13 protein-coding genes and 1 tRNA gene are annotated in these 15,607 nt (G+C 65.2%); 4 read left to right on the top strand and 10 right to left on the bottom strand.

Annotated elements, in window-relative coordinates; all coding sequences use genetic code 11:
• Nucleotides 1–19 precede the first annotated feature (19 nt).
• Genes B9N72_RS05475 through rluC form a run of 6 tightly spaced genes read right to left on the bottom strand, consistent with a single transcriptional unit; the run spans nucleotide 20 to nucleotide 4,345 of the window.
• Complete coding sequence (locus tag B9N72_RS05475) at nucleotides 20–610, bottom strand: malonic semialdehyde reductase (protein WP_085275419.1); 591 nt, start codon at nucleotides 608–610, stop codon at nucleotides 20–22.
• A 21-nt stretch (nucleotides 611–631) separates the two neighbouring features.
• Nucleotides 632–1,447 (bottom strand): flagellar motor protein MotD, encoded by an 816-nt coding sequence (motD, locus tag B9N72_RS05470; protein ID WP_085275418.1) that lies wholly within the window; start codon nucleotides 1,445–1,447, stop codon nucleotides 632–634.
• Between the two features lie 20 nt (nucleotides 1,448–1,467).
• Nucleotides 1,468–2,406 carry a S49 family peptidase gene (locus tag B9N72_RS05465; protein ID WP_085275417.1) on the bottom strand — a complete coding sequence of 313 codons (939 nt, stop codon included), beginning with the start codon at nucleotides 2,404–2,406 and terminating at the stop codon, nucleotides 1,468–1,470.
• The gene (locus B9N72_RS05460; RefSeq protein WP_085275416.1) at nucleotides 2,396–2,785 is read right to left on the bottom strand and encodes a Rieske (2Fe-2S) protein; all 390 of its coding nucleotides are present in this window, start codon (nucleotides 2,783–2,785) and stop codon (nucleotides 2,396–2,398) included. Before B9N72_RS05460 ends, B9N72_RS05465 begins: the two co-directional genes overlap by 11 nt.
• Nucleotides 2,761–3,420 carry an HAD family hydrolase gene (locus B9N72_RS05455; RefSeq protein WP_085275415.1) on the bottom strand — a complete coding sequence of 220 codons (660 nt, stop codon included), beginning with the start codon at nucleotides 3,418–3,420 and terminating at the stop codon, nucleotides 2,761–2,763. The genes B9N72_RS05460 and B9N72_RS05455 overlap by 25 nt, the downstream gene beginning before the upstream one ends.
• The gene (rluC, locus tag B9N72_RS05450) at nucleotides 3,404–4,345 is read right to left on the bottom strand and encodes a 23S rRNA pseudouridine(955/2504/2580) synthase RluC (protein WP_085275414.1); all 942 of its coding nucleotides are present in this window, start codon (nucleotides 4,343–4,345) and stop codon (nucleotides 3,404–3,406) included. The genes B9N72_RS05455 and rluC overlap by 17 nt, the downstream gene beginning before the upstream one ends.
• A gap of 527 nt (nucleotides 4,346–4,872) precedes the next feature.
• Between rluC and B9N72_RS05445 the strand changes: the two genes are divergently transcribed.
• The 4 genes from B9N72_RS05445 (at nucleotide 4,873) to B9N72_RS05430 (ending at nucleotide 11,100) form a co-directional block, all read left to right on the top strand.
• Nucleotides 4,873–7,926, top strand: coding sequence for an Rne/Rng family ribonuclease (locus tag B9N72_RS05445; RefSeq protein ID WP_085275413.1), 3,054 nt, complete (start codon nucleotides 4,873–4,875; stop codon nucleotides 7,924–7,926).
• A gap of 84 nt (nucleotides 7,927–8,010) precedes the next feature.
• Nucleotides 8,011–8,086: transfer RNA gene (locus tag B9N72_RS05440), tRNA-Asn, on the top strand.
• A 1,003-nt stretch (nucleotides 8,087–9,089) separates the two neighbouring features.
• Nucleotides 9,090–9,923: a flagellin N-terminal helical domain-containing protein gene (locus tag B9N72_RS05435; RefSeq protein ID WP_085275412.1), complete on the top strand. Its 834-nt coding sequence runs from the start codon at nucleotides 9,090–9,092 to the stop codon at nucleotides 9,921–9,923.
• A gap of 184 nt (nucleotides 9,924–10,107) precedes the next feature.
• Nucleotides 10,108–11,100, top strand: coding sequence for a hypothetical protein (locus B9N72_RS05430; RefSeq protein WP_085275411.1), 993 nt, complete (start codon nucleotides 10,108–10,110; stop codon nucleotides 11,098–11,100).
• 219 nt (nucleotides 11,101–11,319) lie between these two features.
• On the opposite strand, the gene B9N72_RS05425 is transcribed toward B9N72_RS05430, so the two are convergent.
• From B9N72_RS05425 to fliQ, 4 genes are read right to left on the bottom strand one after another with little or no spacing between them, the layout of a single operon-like run.
• Nucleotides 11,320–13,410 carry a flagellar biosynthesis protein FlhA gene (locus tag B9N72_RS05425; RefSeq protein ID WP_085275410.1) on the bottom strand — a complete coding sequence of 697 codons (2,091 nt, stop codon included), beginning with the start codon at nucleotides 13,408–13,410 and terminating at the stop codon, nucleotides 11,320–11,322.
• On the bottom strand, nucleotides 13,407–14,549 hold the full coding sequence (locus tag B9N72_RS05420) for an EscU/YscU/HrcU family type III secretion system export apparatus switch protein (protein ID WP_085275409.1): 1,143 nt from the start codon (nucleotides 14,547–14,549) through the stop codon (nucleotides 13,407–13,409). Before B9N72_RS05420 ends, B9N72_RS05425 begins: the two co-directional genes overlap by 4 nt.
• Entirely contained in the window at nucleotides 14,542–15,321 is a 780-nt protein-coding gene (fliR, locus tag B9N72_RS05415) for a flagellar biosynthetic protein FliR (RefSeq protein WP_085275408.1), read from the bottom strand. The genes B9N72_RS05420 and fliR overlap by 8 nt, the downstream gene beginning before the upstream one ends.
• 13 nt (nucleotides 15,322–15,334) lie before the next feature.
• On the bottom strand, nucleotides 15,335–15,607 hold the full coding sequence (fliQ, locus tag B9N72_RS05410) for a flagellar biosynthesis protein FliQ (protein ID WP_085275407.1): 273 nt from the start codon (nucleotides 15,605–15,607) through the stop codon (nucleotides 15,335–15,337).

The raw sequence follows: 15,607 nt of genomic DNA, 5'->3' as shown, positions 1-15,607 counted from the left end.
GGCAGGGTTGGCCGAAGCCTTATGCGATCAAGCAGGCTTCGTCGAAGCGGAAACGCGGGGCTCGGGCGTGCAATTTGTTGGCCTCGCCGTAGCCGAGATTGATCAGGAAGTTCGATTTGAAGCGATCGTCCGGGAAGAATTCGGCGTCGACCTTGGCGTTGTCGAAGCCGGACATCGGGCCGCAGTCGAGCCCGAGCGAGCGAGCCGCCATGATCAGGTAGGCTCCTTGCAGGGTGCTGTTGCGGAAGGCGGTGGTCTGGATCAGGGCCTCGTTGCCCTCGAACCAGCTGCGTGCATCGGTGTGCGGAAACAGCTGCGGCAGGTGCTCGTAGAAACGGGTGTCCATCGCCACGATGACCGTGGCTGGTGCCGCCATGGTCTTGTCGATATTGCCTTCCGACAGGCAGGGTTTGAGGCGCTGCTTGGCGTCAGCGCTTTTCACGAACACGAAGCGTGCTGGCGAGCAATTGGCGCTGGTCGGTGCCATCTTCAGCAGATCAAACAGCTGATGCAAGGTGTCGTCGCCGACCGGCCGGGACTGCCAATGCGTGTGGGTGCGCGCATTGTTAAACAGTTGATCCAGGGTGGTATTGCTGATCGGGGTGCTCATGGGCGTTCCTCTTGCATGTCGTCAGTTAGGGTTGGCATGTGGGGTGGCGGCGCCGTCGAGCGACTCCACCGCCAAGGGCTTGCTGTCCTCGGCGGCGACAGACCGCACCGTGATCGAAACCCGGCGGTTGCTGGCCCGTCCTTCCTCGCTGGCGTTGTCCGCCACGGGGAGGTTCTCGGCGCGGCCGACGGCCACCAGGCGCGCCGGTGCGATGCCGTTCTCGACAAACAGCCGCACCACGCTGCCGGCCCGCGCCGCCGACAACTCCCAGTTGGACGGGTAGAAGGTGTTGCGGATCGGGATGTTGTCGGTGAAGCCTTCGACGGTGATCGGGTTGTCGACCTGGGACAGCACTTTCGCCATCTGCGCCAGAACCTGCAGCGACTGTGGAGCCGGCTGGGCCTGGGCGATGGGGAACAAAGCGCTGTCGCGTATCTCGATGGTGACGCCTTTGGGACTCTGGGTAATCTTGACCTGCCCGCCTTTGACCAGGGGTTCCATCACTTTTTGCAGGTCGATGGCGAGGCTGCCCAGCCGGGCCTGTTCCTTGAGTTGCTGCTCGCCCTTGATCGCCTTGGCCACGGGTTTGTTCTGCGCCACTTCGATCATGGTGTTGGCGCCGCCGGTGGGGGGCGTGGTCTGCAAGCTGATTGCCGTACCGGTGCGGAAGGCGTCGACGATGGCACTCGACAGGACCCGGTACTTCCCTTCGTTGACCGAAGAGATGGCGTACATCACCACGAAGAAGGCGAATAACAGGGTGATGAAGTCGGCGTAGGAAACCAGCCACCGTTCATGGTTTTCATGTTCGTCTTCGCTGCGTCGCCGGCGTGCCATGGTATCCGTTTGCTCAAAAATCAGAAAAAGCGGGGGTCGAACAGGCCCTTGACCCCGCTGCTGAATTCGACGCCCAGGCGGCGCGCGAAACGGCTGGGGAAGGTGTCTTCCGGGGTGTAGTCGACGGTCTTTTCCGACTTGATGACGTCGCGGGCCACGCTGTGCACCGTGCCGTAGCCGTCGGCAAGCCCCAGCGGGATGCTCTTGGTCCCCAGCCAGATCAGGCCACTGAACAGGTCTGGGTCATTGTGCAGGCGAGAACCGCGCCCATCCTTTACCGCCGAGATGAATTGCTGATGGATGTCGTCCAGCAATTGCTGGCGGATGGCTTCCTGCTTGGGGTTGAGCGGCGAGAACGGGTCACCCATCGCCTTGTTTTCCCCCGAGGTTCTCAAGCGGCGCTCGACGCCCAGCTTCTCCATCACCCCGGTAAAGCCGAAACCGTCCGACAGGACGCCGATCGAGCCGATGATGCTGGCCTTGTCGACGAAGATCTTGTCCGCGGCGGCGGCGATGTAGTAGCAGCCGGAAGCGCACACTTCCTCGACCACGACGTAGAGCGGGATGGCCGGATGCAGTTTCTTCTGGCGGCGGATTTCGTCGTAGACCATGCCCGACAGCACAGGGCTGCCGCCCGGGCTGTTGGCCTGGATGATGATGCCGCGGGTGTTCTTGTCGCGGTAGGCGTCGTTCAGGCCGGTGATCAGCTTCTCGGCGGTGTCGTTGTCGCTGTCTATGACGCCTTTGAGCTGCAGCGTGGCGGTGTGGCCGTCCCCGATCAGTCGCTCGCCCGGTACCTCGTCCTTGGTGTAGAACAGGCCGAAAACCGCGGCGCCGATGATGACGAGCCAGGCCAGCCTGAAAAAGATCTTCCACTGGCGGGTGCGGCGCTGCTCCACCAGCGAGGCCATGGCCAGCTTTTCCAGCAGCTGGCGCTCCCATTGCGGGTTATCGTTCACCGTTTTTCTCCGTGTCGCCGCGCGCGGCGGCGGTTACACAAAACACCTGGCCGTCCCGTTCGCTGACGTTGAGTGGGGTCAGGCGCTGACCGCGGCAGGGGCCGCCGACACACAGGCCACTCTCCGGGTGGTAGAGCGCGCCGTGCATGCTGCACACCAGGTAATGCCCGGTCAGGTCGAAGACTTCGCCATCGGTGAGGTCGAGCTCGACCGGAATATGACGACAGCTATTATGGTAAGCGAAAATCCGGCCCTGGTAGCGAAAGACCAGCGCGCTGACCACGTGGCCATGGGCGTCGGTGGCCTCGAAGCGCACCGCCTTGCCGCTGTTTGCCAGGTCGGCGGAGGCGCAGATCAGCCGATTTGCGGTTTCAGCCATTGCAGCAGGCTCCGGAAATCGTCGAACAGGGCCAGCGGCTGGCACTCCCGTAGCGCGGAGACCGGATGGGCGCCGTAGCTCATGCCCACCTTGTGGGTGCCAGCGTTCTGCGCCATCAGCAGGTCGTGCGTGGTGTCGCCCACCATCAGGGTGCGTCCGGGGGCGACGCCGAGTTCGTCGGTCAGTTCCAGCAGCATGGCCGGATGGGGCTTGGAGTGGCACTCATCTGCCGTGCGGCTGGCATGAAACAGCGTTCCCAACCCGGTTTCGGTCAGCGCCCGGTCGAGGCCCTTGCGGCTTTTGCCGGTAGCCACGGCGAGGAAGAGTCCGCTCTGCTGCAGTTCGGCCAACCCTTCCTGCACATGTTCGAACAATTCTATCGTAGCGTCCCCGTTCAGGTAATGCTGCCGATAGGCGTCTACCATGTCCTCGAAGCGCTCCGCCGGCAGGCTGGGGCAGACATGACGCAAGGCATCCCCCAGGCCAAGGCCGATGACATGGCTGGCGGCGCTGCGGTCCGGCACCGGCAAACCCAGATCGGCGCAGGCCTTCTGGATCGAGGTGGCGATGTGGGCGGTCGAGTCCATCAGGGTGCCGTCCCAATCGAATACGATCAGATCAAACGTTTTGTTCATGCGGCCTCAGGCTGTCGAGGAAGTGGGCGAGTTCGGGCGGAAGCGGGGCCTGGAAGCTGAGCGGCTCGCCAGTCAGCGGGTGCGGCAGAGACAGCGAGGCCGCGTGCAGGAACATGCGGCGCAGGCCGCGCCGGCCCAGTTCGCGGTTGAGTGCCGCGTCGCCGTACTTGTCGTCACCGGCGATGGGGTGGCCGCTGGCCGCCATGTGCACCCGGATCTGGTGCGTGCGGCCGGTGCGCAGGCGCGCTTCCACCAGGGTGAAGTCGGCGAAGCGCTCCTGCACCTTGAAGATGGTGTGGGCGCTCTGGCCGTTGTCGGCGACACGCACGCGGCGCTCGCCCTCGGCGTTGGTGAACTTGAACAGTGGCAGTTTGACGTGCTTGTCGTCCTGCCAGCGCCCTACGCCCAGCGCCAGGTAGCGCTTGTCTGGCGTGCTCGAGCGCATCATGTCGTGCAGCTTGAGCAGGGCCGAGCGTTTCTTGGCCAGCATCAGGAGGCCCGAGGTCTCGCGGTCGAGCCGATGCACCAACTCGAGGAAGCGGTACTCCGGGTAGGCCTTGCGCAATTGTTCGATGACACCGAACGAGACGCCGCTGCCGCCGTGCACCGCGACGCCGGCCGGCTTGTCGATGACCAGCAGGGCGTTGTCTTCGTAGATCACCGGGAAGGTCGTGGCCGGGGCGTCGTTCTCCTGCCGTTCTGCCACTCGCACCGGGGGAAGGCGGATTTGATCGTCGGCCTGCAAGCGGTAGGCGGCGTCGATGCGGCCCTTGTTCACGCGCACTTCGCCGGAGCGCAGGATGCGGTAAATATGGCTCTTCGGCACCCCCTTGAGCAGGCGGACCAGAAAATTGTCGATGCGCTGGCCGGACTCGGCTTCGCCCACCGTATAGAAGGTTACAGAGTCTTTGCGAATATCAGTCATATTGCTTATACTTCTTCCGCCTCGATGCGTTAATTTGCAATGCGTCGCTGGCGAATCCGGAAGCAAGGGTCATGGGTTTAGCGCCTGATGACGCTGCTGCGGGGATAGAGTTCGGCCGGCAGGGTGTTCCCCTGACCTGACGCCGGACGAACCGGCCGCAGCCAAAGGTTAAGTCGCTCACCGAAAAGTAGCGATGGTAATGCATTTGACCGCATAACGCACTCACGAGCATTCCATTCCCTGATGCAAAGCCCGTCAGGGAATCCCGCAGCAAAGTTTGACCCGGCATGAGCGCCCCGCCCGGTGACATCCCAGAAGCCAACGCCAAGGATGCCGACCGTATCCCACTGTATGACAATGCATGTGCGGGCGTCGTTCATGTGAGAGAAAATCAGGAAGTCGGCTTGTTAAATTCGTTTTTCATGCTCTTTAGACCACTACTTCTTTCGGAAAGCGCCCATTTCTAGCCACTGGGCCGTCAAATACTGGCTGCATCCTTGCGTGAGTGCCGCGCAGGGAACGTATACATGAAACGTATGCTGTTTAACGCAACGCAGGCCGAAGAGCTGCGCGTTGCCATTGTCGATGGGCAGAAGCTCATCGATCTGGATATCGAAACGGTCGGAAAAGAACAACGCAAGGGGAACATCTACAAAGGTGTGATCACCCGTATCGAGCCTTCGCTCGAGGCGTGCTTTGTCGATTACGGCACCGATCGCCACGGTTTCCTGCCCTTCAAAGAAGTCTCCCGTTCCTATTTCCAGAACTATGAAGGTGGCCGTCCGCGCATTCAGGACGTGCTGCGCGAAGGCATGGAAGTGATGGTGCAGGTCGAGAAGGACGAGCGCGGCAATAAGGGCGCGGCCTTGACGACCTACATCAGTCTGGCCGGCCGCTACCTGGTATTGATGCCCAACAACCCGCGCGGCGGCGGCGTTTCGCGCCGCATCGAGGGCGAGGAGCGGCAGGAGCTGAAGGATCTGCTGGCGCAGCTGGAAGTGCCGCAGGGGATGAGCCTGATCGCGCGCACCGCCGGCATCGGCCGTACCTTCGAAGAGCTGCAGTGGGACCTCAATTACCTGCTGCAACTGTGGCGCGCCATCGAAGGCGCCGCCGGCGCCCAGAGCGGTCCGCTGCTGATCCTGCAGGAAGGCAGCCTGGTGATCCGCGCCATCCGCGACTACTACCAGCCGGACATCGGCGAAATCCTCATCGATACCGAGGAAATCCATGAGCAGGCGCGCCAGTTCATGGCGCACGTGATGCCGAACACCATCAACCGGGTCAAGCTGTACCAAGACCCGGTGCCGCTGTTCTCCCGTTTCCAGATCGAGCACCAGATCGAAACCGCCTTCTCGCGCAGCGTGCAGCTGCCGTCCGGCGGCGCCATCGTGATCGACCATACCGAGGCGCTGGTGTCGGTGGACGTCAACTCGGCACGCGCCACCAAGGGCGCCGACATCGAGGAGACGGCGCTCAAGACCAACCTGGAGGCGGCCGAGGAAATCGCCCGCCAGCTGCGCCTGCGCGACCTGGGTGGTCTGATCGTGATCGACTTCATCGACATGGAGATCCAGAAGAACCAGCGCGAGGTGGAAAACCGCCTGCGCGACGTGCTCAAGCACGACCGCGCCCGCGTGCAGATGGGCAAGCTGTCGCGTTTCGGCCTTCTGGAGCTGTCGCGTCAGCGTCTGCAGCCGAGCCTCGGCGAGACCAGCCACGAGCCGTGCCCGCGTTGCCACGGCATCGGCTTCATCCGCGGCACCGAGTCCTCCGCGCTGCATATCCTGCGCATCATCCAGGAAGAGGCGATGAAGGAGAACACCGGTGCGGTGCATGCCCAGGTGCCGGTGGACGTCGCCACCTTCCTGCTCAACGAGAAGCGTGCCGAAATCTATTCGATCGAAGAGCGCCTCGACGTCAGCGTGGTGCTGATTCCGAACATCCATCTGGAAACCCCGCATTACAAGATCGTGCGCGTGCGCCACGACGACATGAGCGAACTGGGCGATCTGCCGAGCTACAGCCGCGTCGAAATCCAGGAAGAAGAAGGCACGGCCAACTTCGGCCAGGCCAAGCCTAAGGTCGAACGTCAGGAAGCCGCGGTCAAGGGGATTACCCCGTTGCAGCCGGCGCCGGAAGTGGCCGCTCCGGCGGCTCCGGTCGAGCAACCGGTGGCCGCGGCCGCCGCGCCGGTGCAGAGCGCGGGTCTGATCGAGCGCCTGGTGGGCTGGTTCAAGTCGGTACTGGCACCGGTAGAGCCGGTCAAGCCGGCACCGGTGGAAGTCAAGAAGGAGCCGGTGCGCGAACAGCGTAATCCGCGTTCCCGTCAGGGCGATCGCCGCCAGGGCAACCAGGGGCGTCGTGACCGTGACGAGCGTCGTCAGGGTGGTGCCCAGCAGGAAGATCGTCGCCGTCCGGCAGCACAGGGCGAGGCTCGTGGCGAAGCCGGCCAGGAGCAGCAAGCACGCCAGGAGCGTGCACCGCGCCGCGAGCGTGCCGAGCGAGGCGAACGCGCCGAACGTGGGGAGCGTCGCGAACGCGAACCGCGTGAGGCGCGCGAGACTCCGCGTCCGCAGCCGCAGGCTGCCGAGGATAAGGCACCGCAGTCGCCGCGTCAGCAGGAACCGCGTCGTCGCCCGACCCCGCAGGTCAGCGAGGCAGAGCAGGTCAAGGAGCCGGTCGAGCAGGCTAATCTCGAGGAGCTGAAGGCGGCCGAGGTGCCGGCCGGGGCGGAAGAAGCCGGCGAGGGCGCGGAGCGCGGCGAGCGTCGCCGTCGCCGTGGCCGTCGCGACCGTAACCGCCGCGAAGGCATCGAGGCACAGCGTGACGGTACTCTGCAGCAACCGACCGAGGCGGTCGCCGCCGAGGGCGAGGTCGTGGCGGGAGTCGTCCCGTCCGCCGAGGTAGCCGCTGAGGCGTCCGTGACGGAAGCGGTTCAGGTTGCCGAGGCCCCGCAAGTGGCCGAGCCGGTTGCCGTGGCTGCCGAAGTGGCGACCCCGGTCGTGGCCGAAGCCGTTGCCGAAGTGGCGGCGGAAGCGGTGACGGAAACGGTGGCCGAACAGGCTGTGGTAGCGCCTGAAGCGGCGGTGGTCGAGCCGGTGCCGGTGGAAGAAACCGTAGCGGAAGCCGTGGTCGCTGAAGCGGTCGTGGCTGAAGTGGTACGCCCGGTCGTCGCCGAGGTGGTCGAGCAGGCTGTGGCCAGCCCGGCTGAGGTAGTGGTGGAAGCGGTGGTGGCGGCCGAGGTCGTCGCTCCTGCCGCCGAGCCGGCGCCGGTTGTCGAAGCCGCTGTTGAAGTGGCTGAAGAGCCGGTCGCGGTGGAGCCCGAACCGATCGCGGAAGTGGTGGTCGAGCCGGTCAAGGAGGTGGTGGCGCAGGTCGTCGAGACGGTGGCGAAAGCTGAGCTGCAGCCACTCGATCTCGGCGGCCTGGTGATGGTCAGCACCAAACCGGCAAGCGAGGTTCCGCCTCAGCCGCTGGTCGAGCCGGTCGTGGCAGGGGTTCGTCGCCGCGAGGTGGTGCGCGAGTCGGTGGATTCCGCGGCACCGGTGGAGCTTAAGCAGGTGGAAACCCGCCACTGAGGGTAGAAAAAAACCGCTCGAGGTGACTCGAGGGTGTTGACGAAGGGGGAGGGATTCATTTATGATTCTTCCCTCTTCAGATGTTCCCTGATAGCTCAGTTGGTAGAGCGACGGACTGTTAATCCGCAGGTCGCAGGTTCGAGCCCTGCTCGGGGAGCCACAGAATTACCAAGGACGCCGGCTGCAAAGCCGGCGTCCTTTTTTGTTTTGCGCACCATAGTTCATATCTTGACCGTTGGCCGCGTCGCTGTAACCTCGTGCACCTTTTGGCACATTTTTGCATTGCTTTTGGCATTAGCAATGCTCTAATGATTGCGGGATAATTGACACATTGATTTGTTGTAACAAACCGGACTTAAGGGGGTGGTCTAGCCACTCCCTTTTACCGTGCAGTCAGGAGCCCCCCATAGACTGCTTCAAAATTTGGGGGGAAGGTCTGATCCTCGGTTTCTGACTCTTTGCTAGCATCCTGCTCGCATTGGCCTGCCGAGACTTTGAGAATGCAAAGGAGTTCATATGCGTTCAAAAAGCAAGTCAGACAGCCTTACTGCATTTGCCAAGTTGGTCCCTGGGGTCTGTATCGGCTTTAGCCACGTGCTAGCCGAGATGACGACAGTTGGGCTGGCTGGTGTAGGTGCGGTGGCAACAGCAGGTGCGGTCGTTGCATTCCTGCTGTGGCTTTGCTTTCAGTTCGTTCAACGACTGAATAGCTAATGCTGTTGGGAGCAGAGACGACCCTCTGCTCACTGCCTTCAGAATAACCCTCCAAACTCCTCATGTTCCCAGTTCATGATCACCCGCTTCCGGCGGGGTTCGGGGGGGCCTTGGGCATTGGTCACGCGGTACTTGGTCCCCGGCTCCTCCATGTGGAAACCATCAACCACCGCCCGGATGTCCGGGTGCGGTGGTCGTTGCTGCTGTCTTCGCCGCACCGGCCCTCCTGCTGGGCGGGAGGCATGGCGGAATCTAAACCATTGTCGATGGCGGGAGTCGTGCCCGGCCGTTGGCGGCGGTGCGTGCTCCTGCCGCAGGCGAATCGGCGCGGGACGACGGAGTGTGATTTTTCACACGCGGCATCGTTTAATGTGCCCGCTGGTTTGGTCGCTTTGTACTGGTGACGGCGATGACGCCGGTCCCGATTAGCCCAAAAGGAGCACTACACCATGCTGAGCCTGCAAACCAACGCCGCCGCCCTGTTCACCAAGAGCAACCTGAACGCCAGCCAGAGCGCCCTGACCACCGCGATGACCCGCCTGGGTACCGGTTTCCGCATCAACTCGGCCATGGACGACGCCGCCGGCCTGCAGATCGCCACCCGTCTGGACGCGCAGAGCCGTGGCATGACCGTGGCGATGAAGAACGCCCAGAACGGCATCAGCATGCTGCAGACCGCCGACGGTGCGCTGGGGGAAGTGTCGAACATCATGCTGCGCATGAAGGACCTCGCCACCGAAGCGGCCAACGGCACCGCCAGCGCCGCCGACCAGACCGCGGCCCAGGCCGAATTCACCCAGCTGGGTGCTGAACTGACCAACATCATGAGCAACACCAAGTTCGGCGGTACCGCGCTGCTGACCGGCGGCAAGCTGGACGGAACCGTGACGTTCCAGATCGGTTCTTCCGCCAGCGAAACCTACGCCTTCGATGCTTCCACCGAGATGGGCACCTTTGCCACCTCGATGGGCTTGCTGCAGGCTGGCGACTTGACTGCTGCTGGTGGCGCCAACGGCGCCATCACCTTGGCCGAAACCGCGCTGAATGACCTGGGTGCGGTGCGCTCCGCCATCGGTGCCGGCGCCAACCGCCTGGACCACGTCTACAACAACCTGTCCAACGTCAACAACAACACCCAGATCGCCAAGGGCCGCATCATGGACACCGACTACGCCGCCGAGACCGCGTCGATGACCACCAAGCAGATGCTGATGCAGGCCGGCACCGGCATGCTGAAGCAGAGCGGCACCATCGGCCAACTGGCCATGTCGCTGATGCAGTAAGGCGCAGGGATAGGGAGCACGTAGGATGGGGGGAGCGTAGCGAAACCCATCACGTGCTCTGATGGGTTACGGCACTGACTGAGCGAGGTAGTGCTGCGTCGCGAAGGAATGTTGTCTTCATCCATCCTGCCTTGTCCGGGCCAGCCGCTTTTGTGCGGCTGGCTTTTTTCATTGGGGTTGACCGATGGTGGAACGTATTACGGCGCTGTCGCCAGTGGTTCCGGTGGGGCGCAGCGCCGCCGCCGGGAGCGGACGCCCGATTGTGGCCGGCGAGGAGCTGCGGCTGACCCTTGCCACGCGGCGGGCCGATGGCGCGTTGGAGCTGCAGGGGGAGGGCGTGACATTGCTGCTGCCGGGGTGGCCGCTGCCCGGAGAGGCTCCATCGCCGGGCAGCGTGTTGCGCTTGCTGGTGCGCGCGGTGACGCCACGACTGGAACTGGTGTGGCTGGATGCCCCCGGCAGTTCAGCGACGCCGGAGGAGGGCGGCGCGGCTCCGGCCTGGCAGATGGATCAGGCGAGCTGGCCACGGCTGACCCCCGAGCGTCCGGATGCCGCGGCGCTCGGGCGTGATTGGCGCGAGGCCTTGCTGGGCAAGCTCGCCGTCAGTGCGGCGCGCTTCCTGCAGGAGGGCGGCAGCCATCTGTCCGGCGCCTTGCTGCTGGCCGCGCCGCAACTGGCGCTGGCCGGGTTGCGGGGGCAAACGTTGGCCGAAGCCCCGTTGCCGCTGACCCTGCCGTTGTGGTTGTGGGGCGGGCCGGCGTTGGCCTTGAGCGTGGAAGACGCCGTGCCGGGGCCGGATGAGAAGTCCGGCGACGACACGCTGGATCTGCTGCTGGAGATCACGTTGCCGGAGGTCGGCCGGGTCCGGCTGCGGCTGCGTCTACAGTCAGCGGGCGTGGTCCTGGTGTTCGTGGCGTCCGCCGCGGGCTGTCGGTGGCTGGCGGCGTGGCGCGAGCCGATTCGCCAGGCGGTGGAGCGCACCGGGCTGCATCTTGTCGCCTGCCATATCGACGAACAGGATGTGCTGCCGGGGCTGGCGCTCGGGCGGCACGGCGTCAGCCTGCTCGAGGCGAGGCGGGTGTCGCTGGCGCTGTTTGCCGTAGCGGCGGAGTTGATGTTGTTGCTCTGCCCCCCGCCGGAGCCGGTACAGGGCGGTGTGCCGGTCGGGCTGGTTTAGGGGGCGATGGGTTGCGCTGCGCTGCACTCTTCCTGCGTTTCGGTGGGTTTGTGCTTGCCCGCTGCTGCTGTCGGATTGTTGGGAGGCCCGTGTGATGGGTTGCGCTACGCAGCACCCATCCTACGTTGCTCCACCCATCTGCGTGTCCAGCGGTTTCGTACTCGGGGCGTTGATGGGGGGGCGCTGCGCTGCACCCATCCGGCGCTTCCCCCGCAGGTCTTAACCCAGCGTGCCGATCAGGCTGACTTCGCGGTTTTCCGGCACTTCGTTGTAGGACAGCACGTTGAGGCCGGGAGCGAACAGTCGGCCGTAGCGCGCCAAGAGCGGACGAATCTGCGGCATCACCAAGAGGATCGGCGCGGTGGCGTGCTGCTTCATCTGGTCGCGGATGATCGGCATGTTGACCTGCAGCTGCTGCAGCACGTTGGGGTCGATCGGGAAGCAGTCGAGCGCCGGCTTGCCGGTCTGCTGCGCCTGGGACAGTGCGCCCAGCAGCAGGTTTTCCAGCTCGGCGGTGAGGTTGAACGCCTTCATTTCGCCGCGCGGCCCCAGGATGCCCTGCACGATCTGGCGCTTGAGCGCGCTGCGCACCTCGGCGGCCAGCATGATCGGGTCCTTGGAGGTGTCGGCGGCTTCGACCAGGGTGGTGGCGATCGGCACGATGTCCTTGAGCGGGACGGTGTCGGTCAGCAGGGCACGGAACACCCGCAGCTGCTGGCTGGGGTTGAGGGCCTGGGTCAGCGCGCCGGCGAGCTTGGGCGCTAGTGCCGACAGCCGCTCGCCGAGCGCCGTCACGTCGTCGTGGCGGAACAGCTCGGCCAGGTTTTCGCGCATCACCTTGTTGAGGTGGGTGGCGATCACGCTCGGGCAGTCCACCACCTGGTAGCCGAGGCCCAGCGCGCGCGCCTTGTCGTCCGGGGCGATCCAGGTCACCGGCATGGCGTAGGCCGGATCGATGCCGGGGAGGCCATCGAGCTGGCCGTACACCTCGGGCGAGGGGATGGCCATCAGGCGGTCGGCGTAGACCTCGGCTTCGGCCAACGTTGCCCCGTTGATGGCGATGGCGTATTGCGAGGGCTTGAGACGCAGGTCGTCGCGCACCGTCACCGCCGGCAGCAGGATGCCCATGCTCTCGCTCAAGGTCTGGCGCACGCCCTTGACGCGCTTGCTGAGCGGCGCGCCCTGGGCTTTGTCGATCAGCCCGACCAGCTTGTAGCCCAGCGTCAGCGACAGCACCTCGACGTAGGGCAGGGCGTTCCATTCCAGCTCGATGTCGCCGTCGGCCAGTAGGGCCTGATGGACCTTGGCCGGGTCGGCCGTGGCCGGCGTGCTCGCGGCCGATTGGCGCAGGCGCCAGCCGACGAAGGCGAGCAGGGCGGCGAAGGCGAGGAAGGTCGGCCAGGGCATGCCGGGGATGATGGCCAGCACGAACATCATGCCGGCGGCGGACAGCAGCACCGTGGGCGAGGCCAAGAGTTGCGAGCCGACCTGCTCCTGCATGTCGCCCGAGTCGCTGACGCGGGTGACGATGATGGCGGCCGCGGAGGACAGCAAGAGCGCCGGGATCTGCGCCACCAGGCCGTCGCCGATGGTCATCAGCGCGTACTGGCGGAAGGCGTCGGCGAAGCCCATGTCGTGCATCAGCGCGCCGATCGCCACGCCGCCGAACAGGTTGATGATCAGGATCAGGATGCCGGCGATGGCGTCGCCGCGCACGAACTTGGAGGCGCCGTCCATGGCGCCGTAGAAGTCGGCCTCGGTGGCGATGTCGCGGCGGCGCTGCTGGGCGGCTTCCTGGTTGATCACGCCGGCGTTGAGGTCGGCGTCGATCGCCATCTGCTTGCCGGGCAGGGCGTCGAGCGTGAAGCGCGCCGAGACTTCGGAGATGCGCTCGGCGCCCTTGGTGACCACCACGAAGTTGATGATCATCAGGATCACGAACACCACCAGGCCGACCACGAAGTTGCCGCCGATCACCACGTGGCCGAAGGCCTCGATCACCCGGCCCGCCGCCGCCGTGCCCTGGTGGCCGTTGAGCAGCACCACGCGCGTCGAGGCGACGTTGAGCGTGAGGCGCATCAGCGTGGTGGCGAGGATGATGGTGGGGAACACCGAGAAATCCAGCGGGCGCTTGGCCGACACGCTGACCAGGATGACGATGATCGCCAGCACGATGTTGAAGGTGAACAGGGCGTCCAGCATCAACGGCGGCAAGGGCAGGATCACCATCGCCAGGATGGCGAGCAGGTAGAGCGGCGCGGCCACCTTGTGGCGGGCGATTTCGGCGAACAATCGGGACAGTGACTTCATGCTGGATTTCGGGGTTCGGCCAACTCGTGCGGGACGGGCAGCTCGGACGGCAATTCCGGCCGGCTATGCCGCGATCCCGCGCGGAACGCCTTCAGTTGCAGGACATAGGTCAGCACCTGCGCCACCGCCCGGTAGAGCGGGGCGGGAATCTGCTGGTTGACCTGGGTGGTGTGGTAGACGGCACGCGCCAGGGGCGGGATCGGCAAGACCTCCACCGCGTGCTCGGCCGCCACCTGGCGGATGTAGAGCGCCATCTCGTCGATGCCCTTGGCGATGATGAACGGCGCCTCGGCGCGGTCTTCGTCGTATTTGAGGGCCACCGCGTAGTGGCTCGGGTTGACGATCACCACGTCGGCGGTCGGCACCGACTTGCGCACGCCGCGCTGCGCCAGTTGCAGTTGCAGCTGGCGCACGCGCTGCTTGATCTCGGGGCGGCCCTCGGTGCTCTTGTACTCGTCCTTGATCTCCTGCTTGCTCATGCGCTGCTGGCGCAGGAACAGCAGGGTCTGCAGCGGCAGGTCGATCAGCGCGAAGGCGATGAACACCGCGGTCAGCGCCAGCAGCGCGTCCATCAGCAGGCTGGCGGCGCGGCTCAGCGCCTCGTCGAGCGGCACGCCCTGCAGCGCGAAGAAATCCTGCGCCGCGCCGCGGCTGACGTGGTACAGCACCGCGCCCAGCACCAGCGCCTTGACGATGGACTTGGCGATGTCGCTGGCGTGCTGCGGCGAGGCGATGCGGCCGAAGTGAGACAGCGGGTTGAGGCGGTCGAGGCGCGGCTGGAAGTGGCGGGTGGCGAATACCCAGCCGCCGGGGAAGAGCGACACCGTCGCCACCAGCAGCGGAATCACCGCGAGCGGCAGGATCATCTTGACGAGCAGCGTCAGCGTGCCGGAGAACAGCATCGACCAGGTGTTGCCCAAGGCGCCCTGGCCCGACAGCGTGGCGAACGACAGCGCGAACAGGCGGCGGAAGTCGTCGAGCCAGCCCGGCATCGACAGGAAGGCGAGCTTGAGCGCGACGAGCAGGCCGATGGCGCTCGCCATGTCGCGCGAGCGCGCCACCTGGCCCTGCTGGCGCGCCTGGCGCAGTTTGTGGGGAGTGGCCTTTTCGGTCTTGTCGCCGCCGCGCATCTCAGCCATGGCCGTGTCCCAGCATGCCGTCGAGCATCTGCAACAGCTGTCCGGAGAGGCGCAGGTACTGCTCCGGCACGAAGCGCACGATCAGCCCCAGGGTGCCGAGCCCGAACAGCGTCACCACCGGGAAGCCCAGCGAGAACAGGTTGAGGGCGGGGGCGACGCGGTTGATCAGGCCGAAGCCGATTTGCACCACGAAGGTGGCGAACACCGCCGGCAGCGCCAGCAGGATGGCCGCCGCCAGCACCCAGCCCACGCTGTTGGCCAGCGTCTGCAGCGACAGGGCGTCGATGCCGCTGCCGACCGGCCAGGCCTTGAAGCTGGTGTACACCACCTGGATCAGCACCAGGTGGCCGTCCACGGCGAAGAACACCATGGCGCCCAAGAGGTAGAGCAGGGTGGAGACGACGTCGGAGGAGTTGCCGTTGCCGGGGTCGTTCATCACCGCCATCGACAGCCCCATCTGCGACGACACCAGGAAGCCCAGCAGCGACAGCACCGCCATCACCAGCTGGAACGCCAGGCCGAAGATCAGGCCGATGATGGCCTGCTCGACGGCGACGGCGATGCCGTACAGCGAGAACGGGTCGATCGCCGGCATGCCGCGCAGCGCCGGCAGCGACGCCACCGCCAGCGCCAGCGCGGCACCGACGCGCACGCGCGCCGGCGTCATGCCCTCGCCGGTGAGCGGGGCGACGGCGAGGGCGGCGAGGAAGCGGCAGAACGGCCACCACAGGGCCGGCAGCAGCTGGATCAGGTCGGCGAACAGGCCGGTCATGGTGGAGTGACCGTCATCCCACCAGCGTGGCGGCGCGGTGGAACATGTCGACGCAGAAGTCCATCAAGAGGCCGGTCATCCAGTGGCCGGCGAGCGCGATGGTGCCCAGCGTGATCAACAGGCGCGGCAGGAAGGACAGCGTCTGCTCGTTGATCTGGGTGGCGGCCTGGATCAGGCTGACCACGACGCCGACGATCAGGCTGGGCAGCACCAGCAGCACCACCAGGGTGACTACTACGCGCAGGCTGTCGTTGACGAGGTCGACCGCGATATCGGGGGTGAGCAT

Origin of the sequence: Pseudogulbenkiania subflava DSM 22618, from assembly GCF_900177275.1 — a bacterium.
Lineage (GTDB): Bacteria > Pseudomonadota > Gammaproteobacteria > Burkholderiales > Chromobacteriaceae > Pseudogulbenkiania > Pseudogulbenkiania subflava.
Note: the sequence above shows the minus strand (reverse complement) of the source record. Positions and strands in the feature narration are given on the sequence as shown.

Excerpts from the sequence above, each read along its gene's own strand:
- B9N72_RS05425 (WP_085275410.1), bottom strand. The coding sequence starts at position 13,410 with ATGAAGTCACTGTCCCGATTGTTCGCCGAAATCGCCCGCCACAAGGTG.
- fliR (WP_085275408.1), bottom strand. The coding sequence starts at position 15,321 with ATGACCGGCCTGTTCGCCGACCTGATCCAGCTGCTGCCGGCCCTGTGG.
- B9N72_RS05475 (WP_085275419.1), bottom strand. The coding sequence starts at position 610 with ATGAGCACCCCGATCAGCAATACCACCCTGGATCAACTGTTTAACAAT.
- B9N72_RS05455 (WP_085275415.1), bottom strand. The coding sequence starts at position 3,420 with ATGAACAAAACGTTTGATCTGATCGTATTCGATTGGGACGGCACCCTG.
- motD (WP_085275418.1), bottom strand. The coding sequence starts at position 1,447 with ATGGCACGCCGGCGACGCAGCGAAGACGAACATGAAAACCATGAACGG.
- B9N72_RS05445 (WP_085275413.1), top strand. The coding sequence starts at position 4,873 with ATGAAACGTATGCTGTTTAACGCAACGCAGGCCGAAGAGCTGCGCGTT.
- fliQ (WP_085275407.1), bottom strand. The coding sequence starts at position 15,607 with ATGCTCACCCCCGATATCGCGGTCGACCTCGTCAACGACAGCCTGCGC.
- B9N72_RS05435 (WP_085275412.1), top strand. The coding sequence starts at position 9,090 with ATGCTGAGCCTGCAAACCAACGCCGCCGCCCTGTTCACCAAGAGCAAC.
- B9N72_RS05420 (WP_085275409.1), bottom strand. The coding sequence starts at position 14,549 with ATGGCTGAGATGCGCGGCGGCGACAAGACCGAAAAGGCCACTCCCCAC.
- B9N72_RS05460 (WP_085275416.1), bottom strand. The coding sequence starts at position 2,785 with ATGGCTGAAACCGCAAATCGGCTGATCTGCGCCTCCGCCGACCTGGCA.
- B9N72_RS05430 (WP_085275411.1), top strand. The coding sequence starts at position 10,108 with ATGGTGGAACGTATTACGGCGCTGTCGCCAGTGGTTCCGGTGGGGCGC.
- rluC (WP_085275414.1), bottom strand. The coding sequence starts at position 4,345 with ATGACTGATATTCGCAAAGACTCTGTAACCTTCTATACGGTGGGCGAA.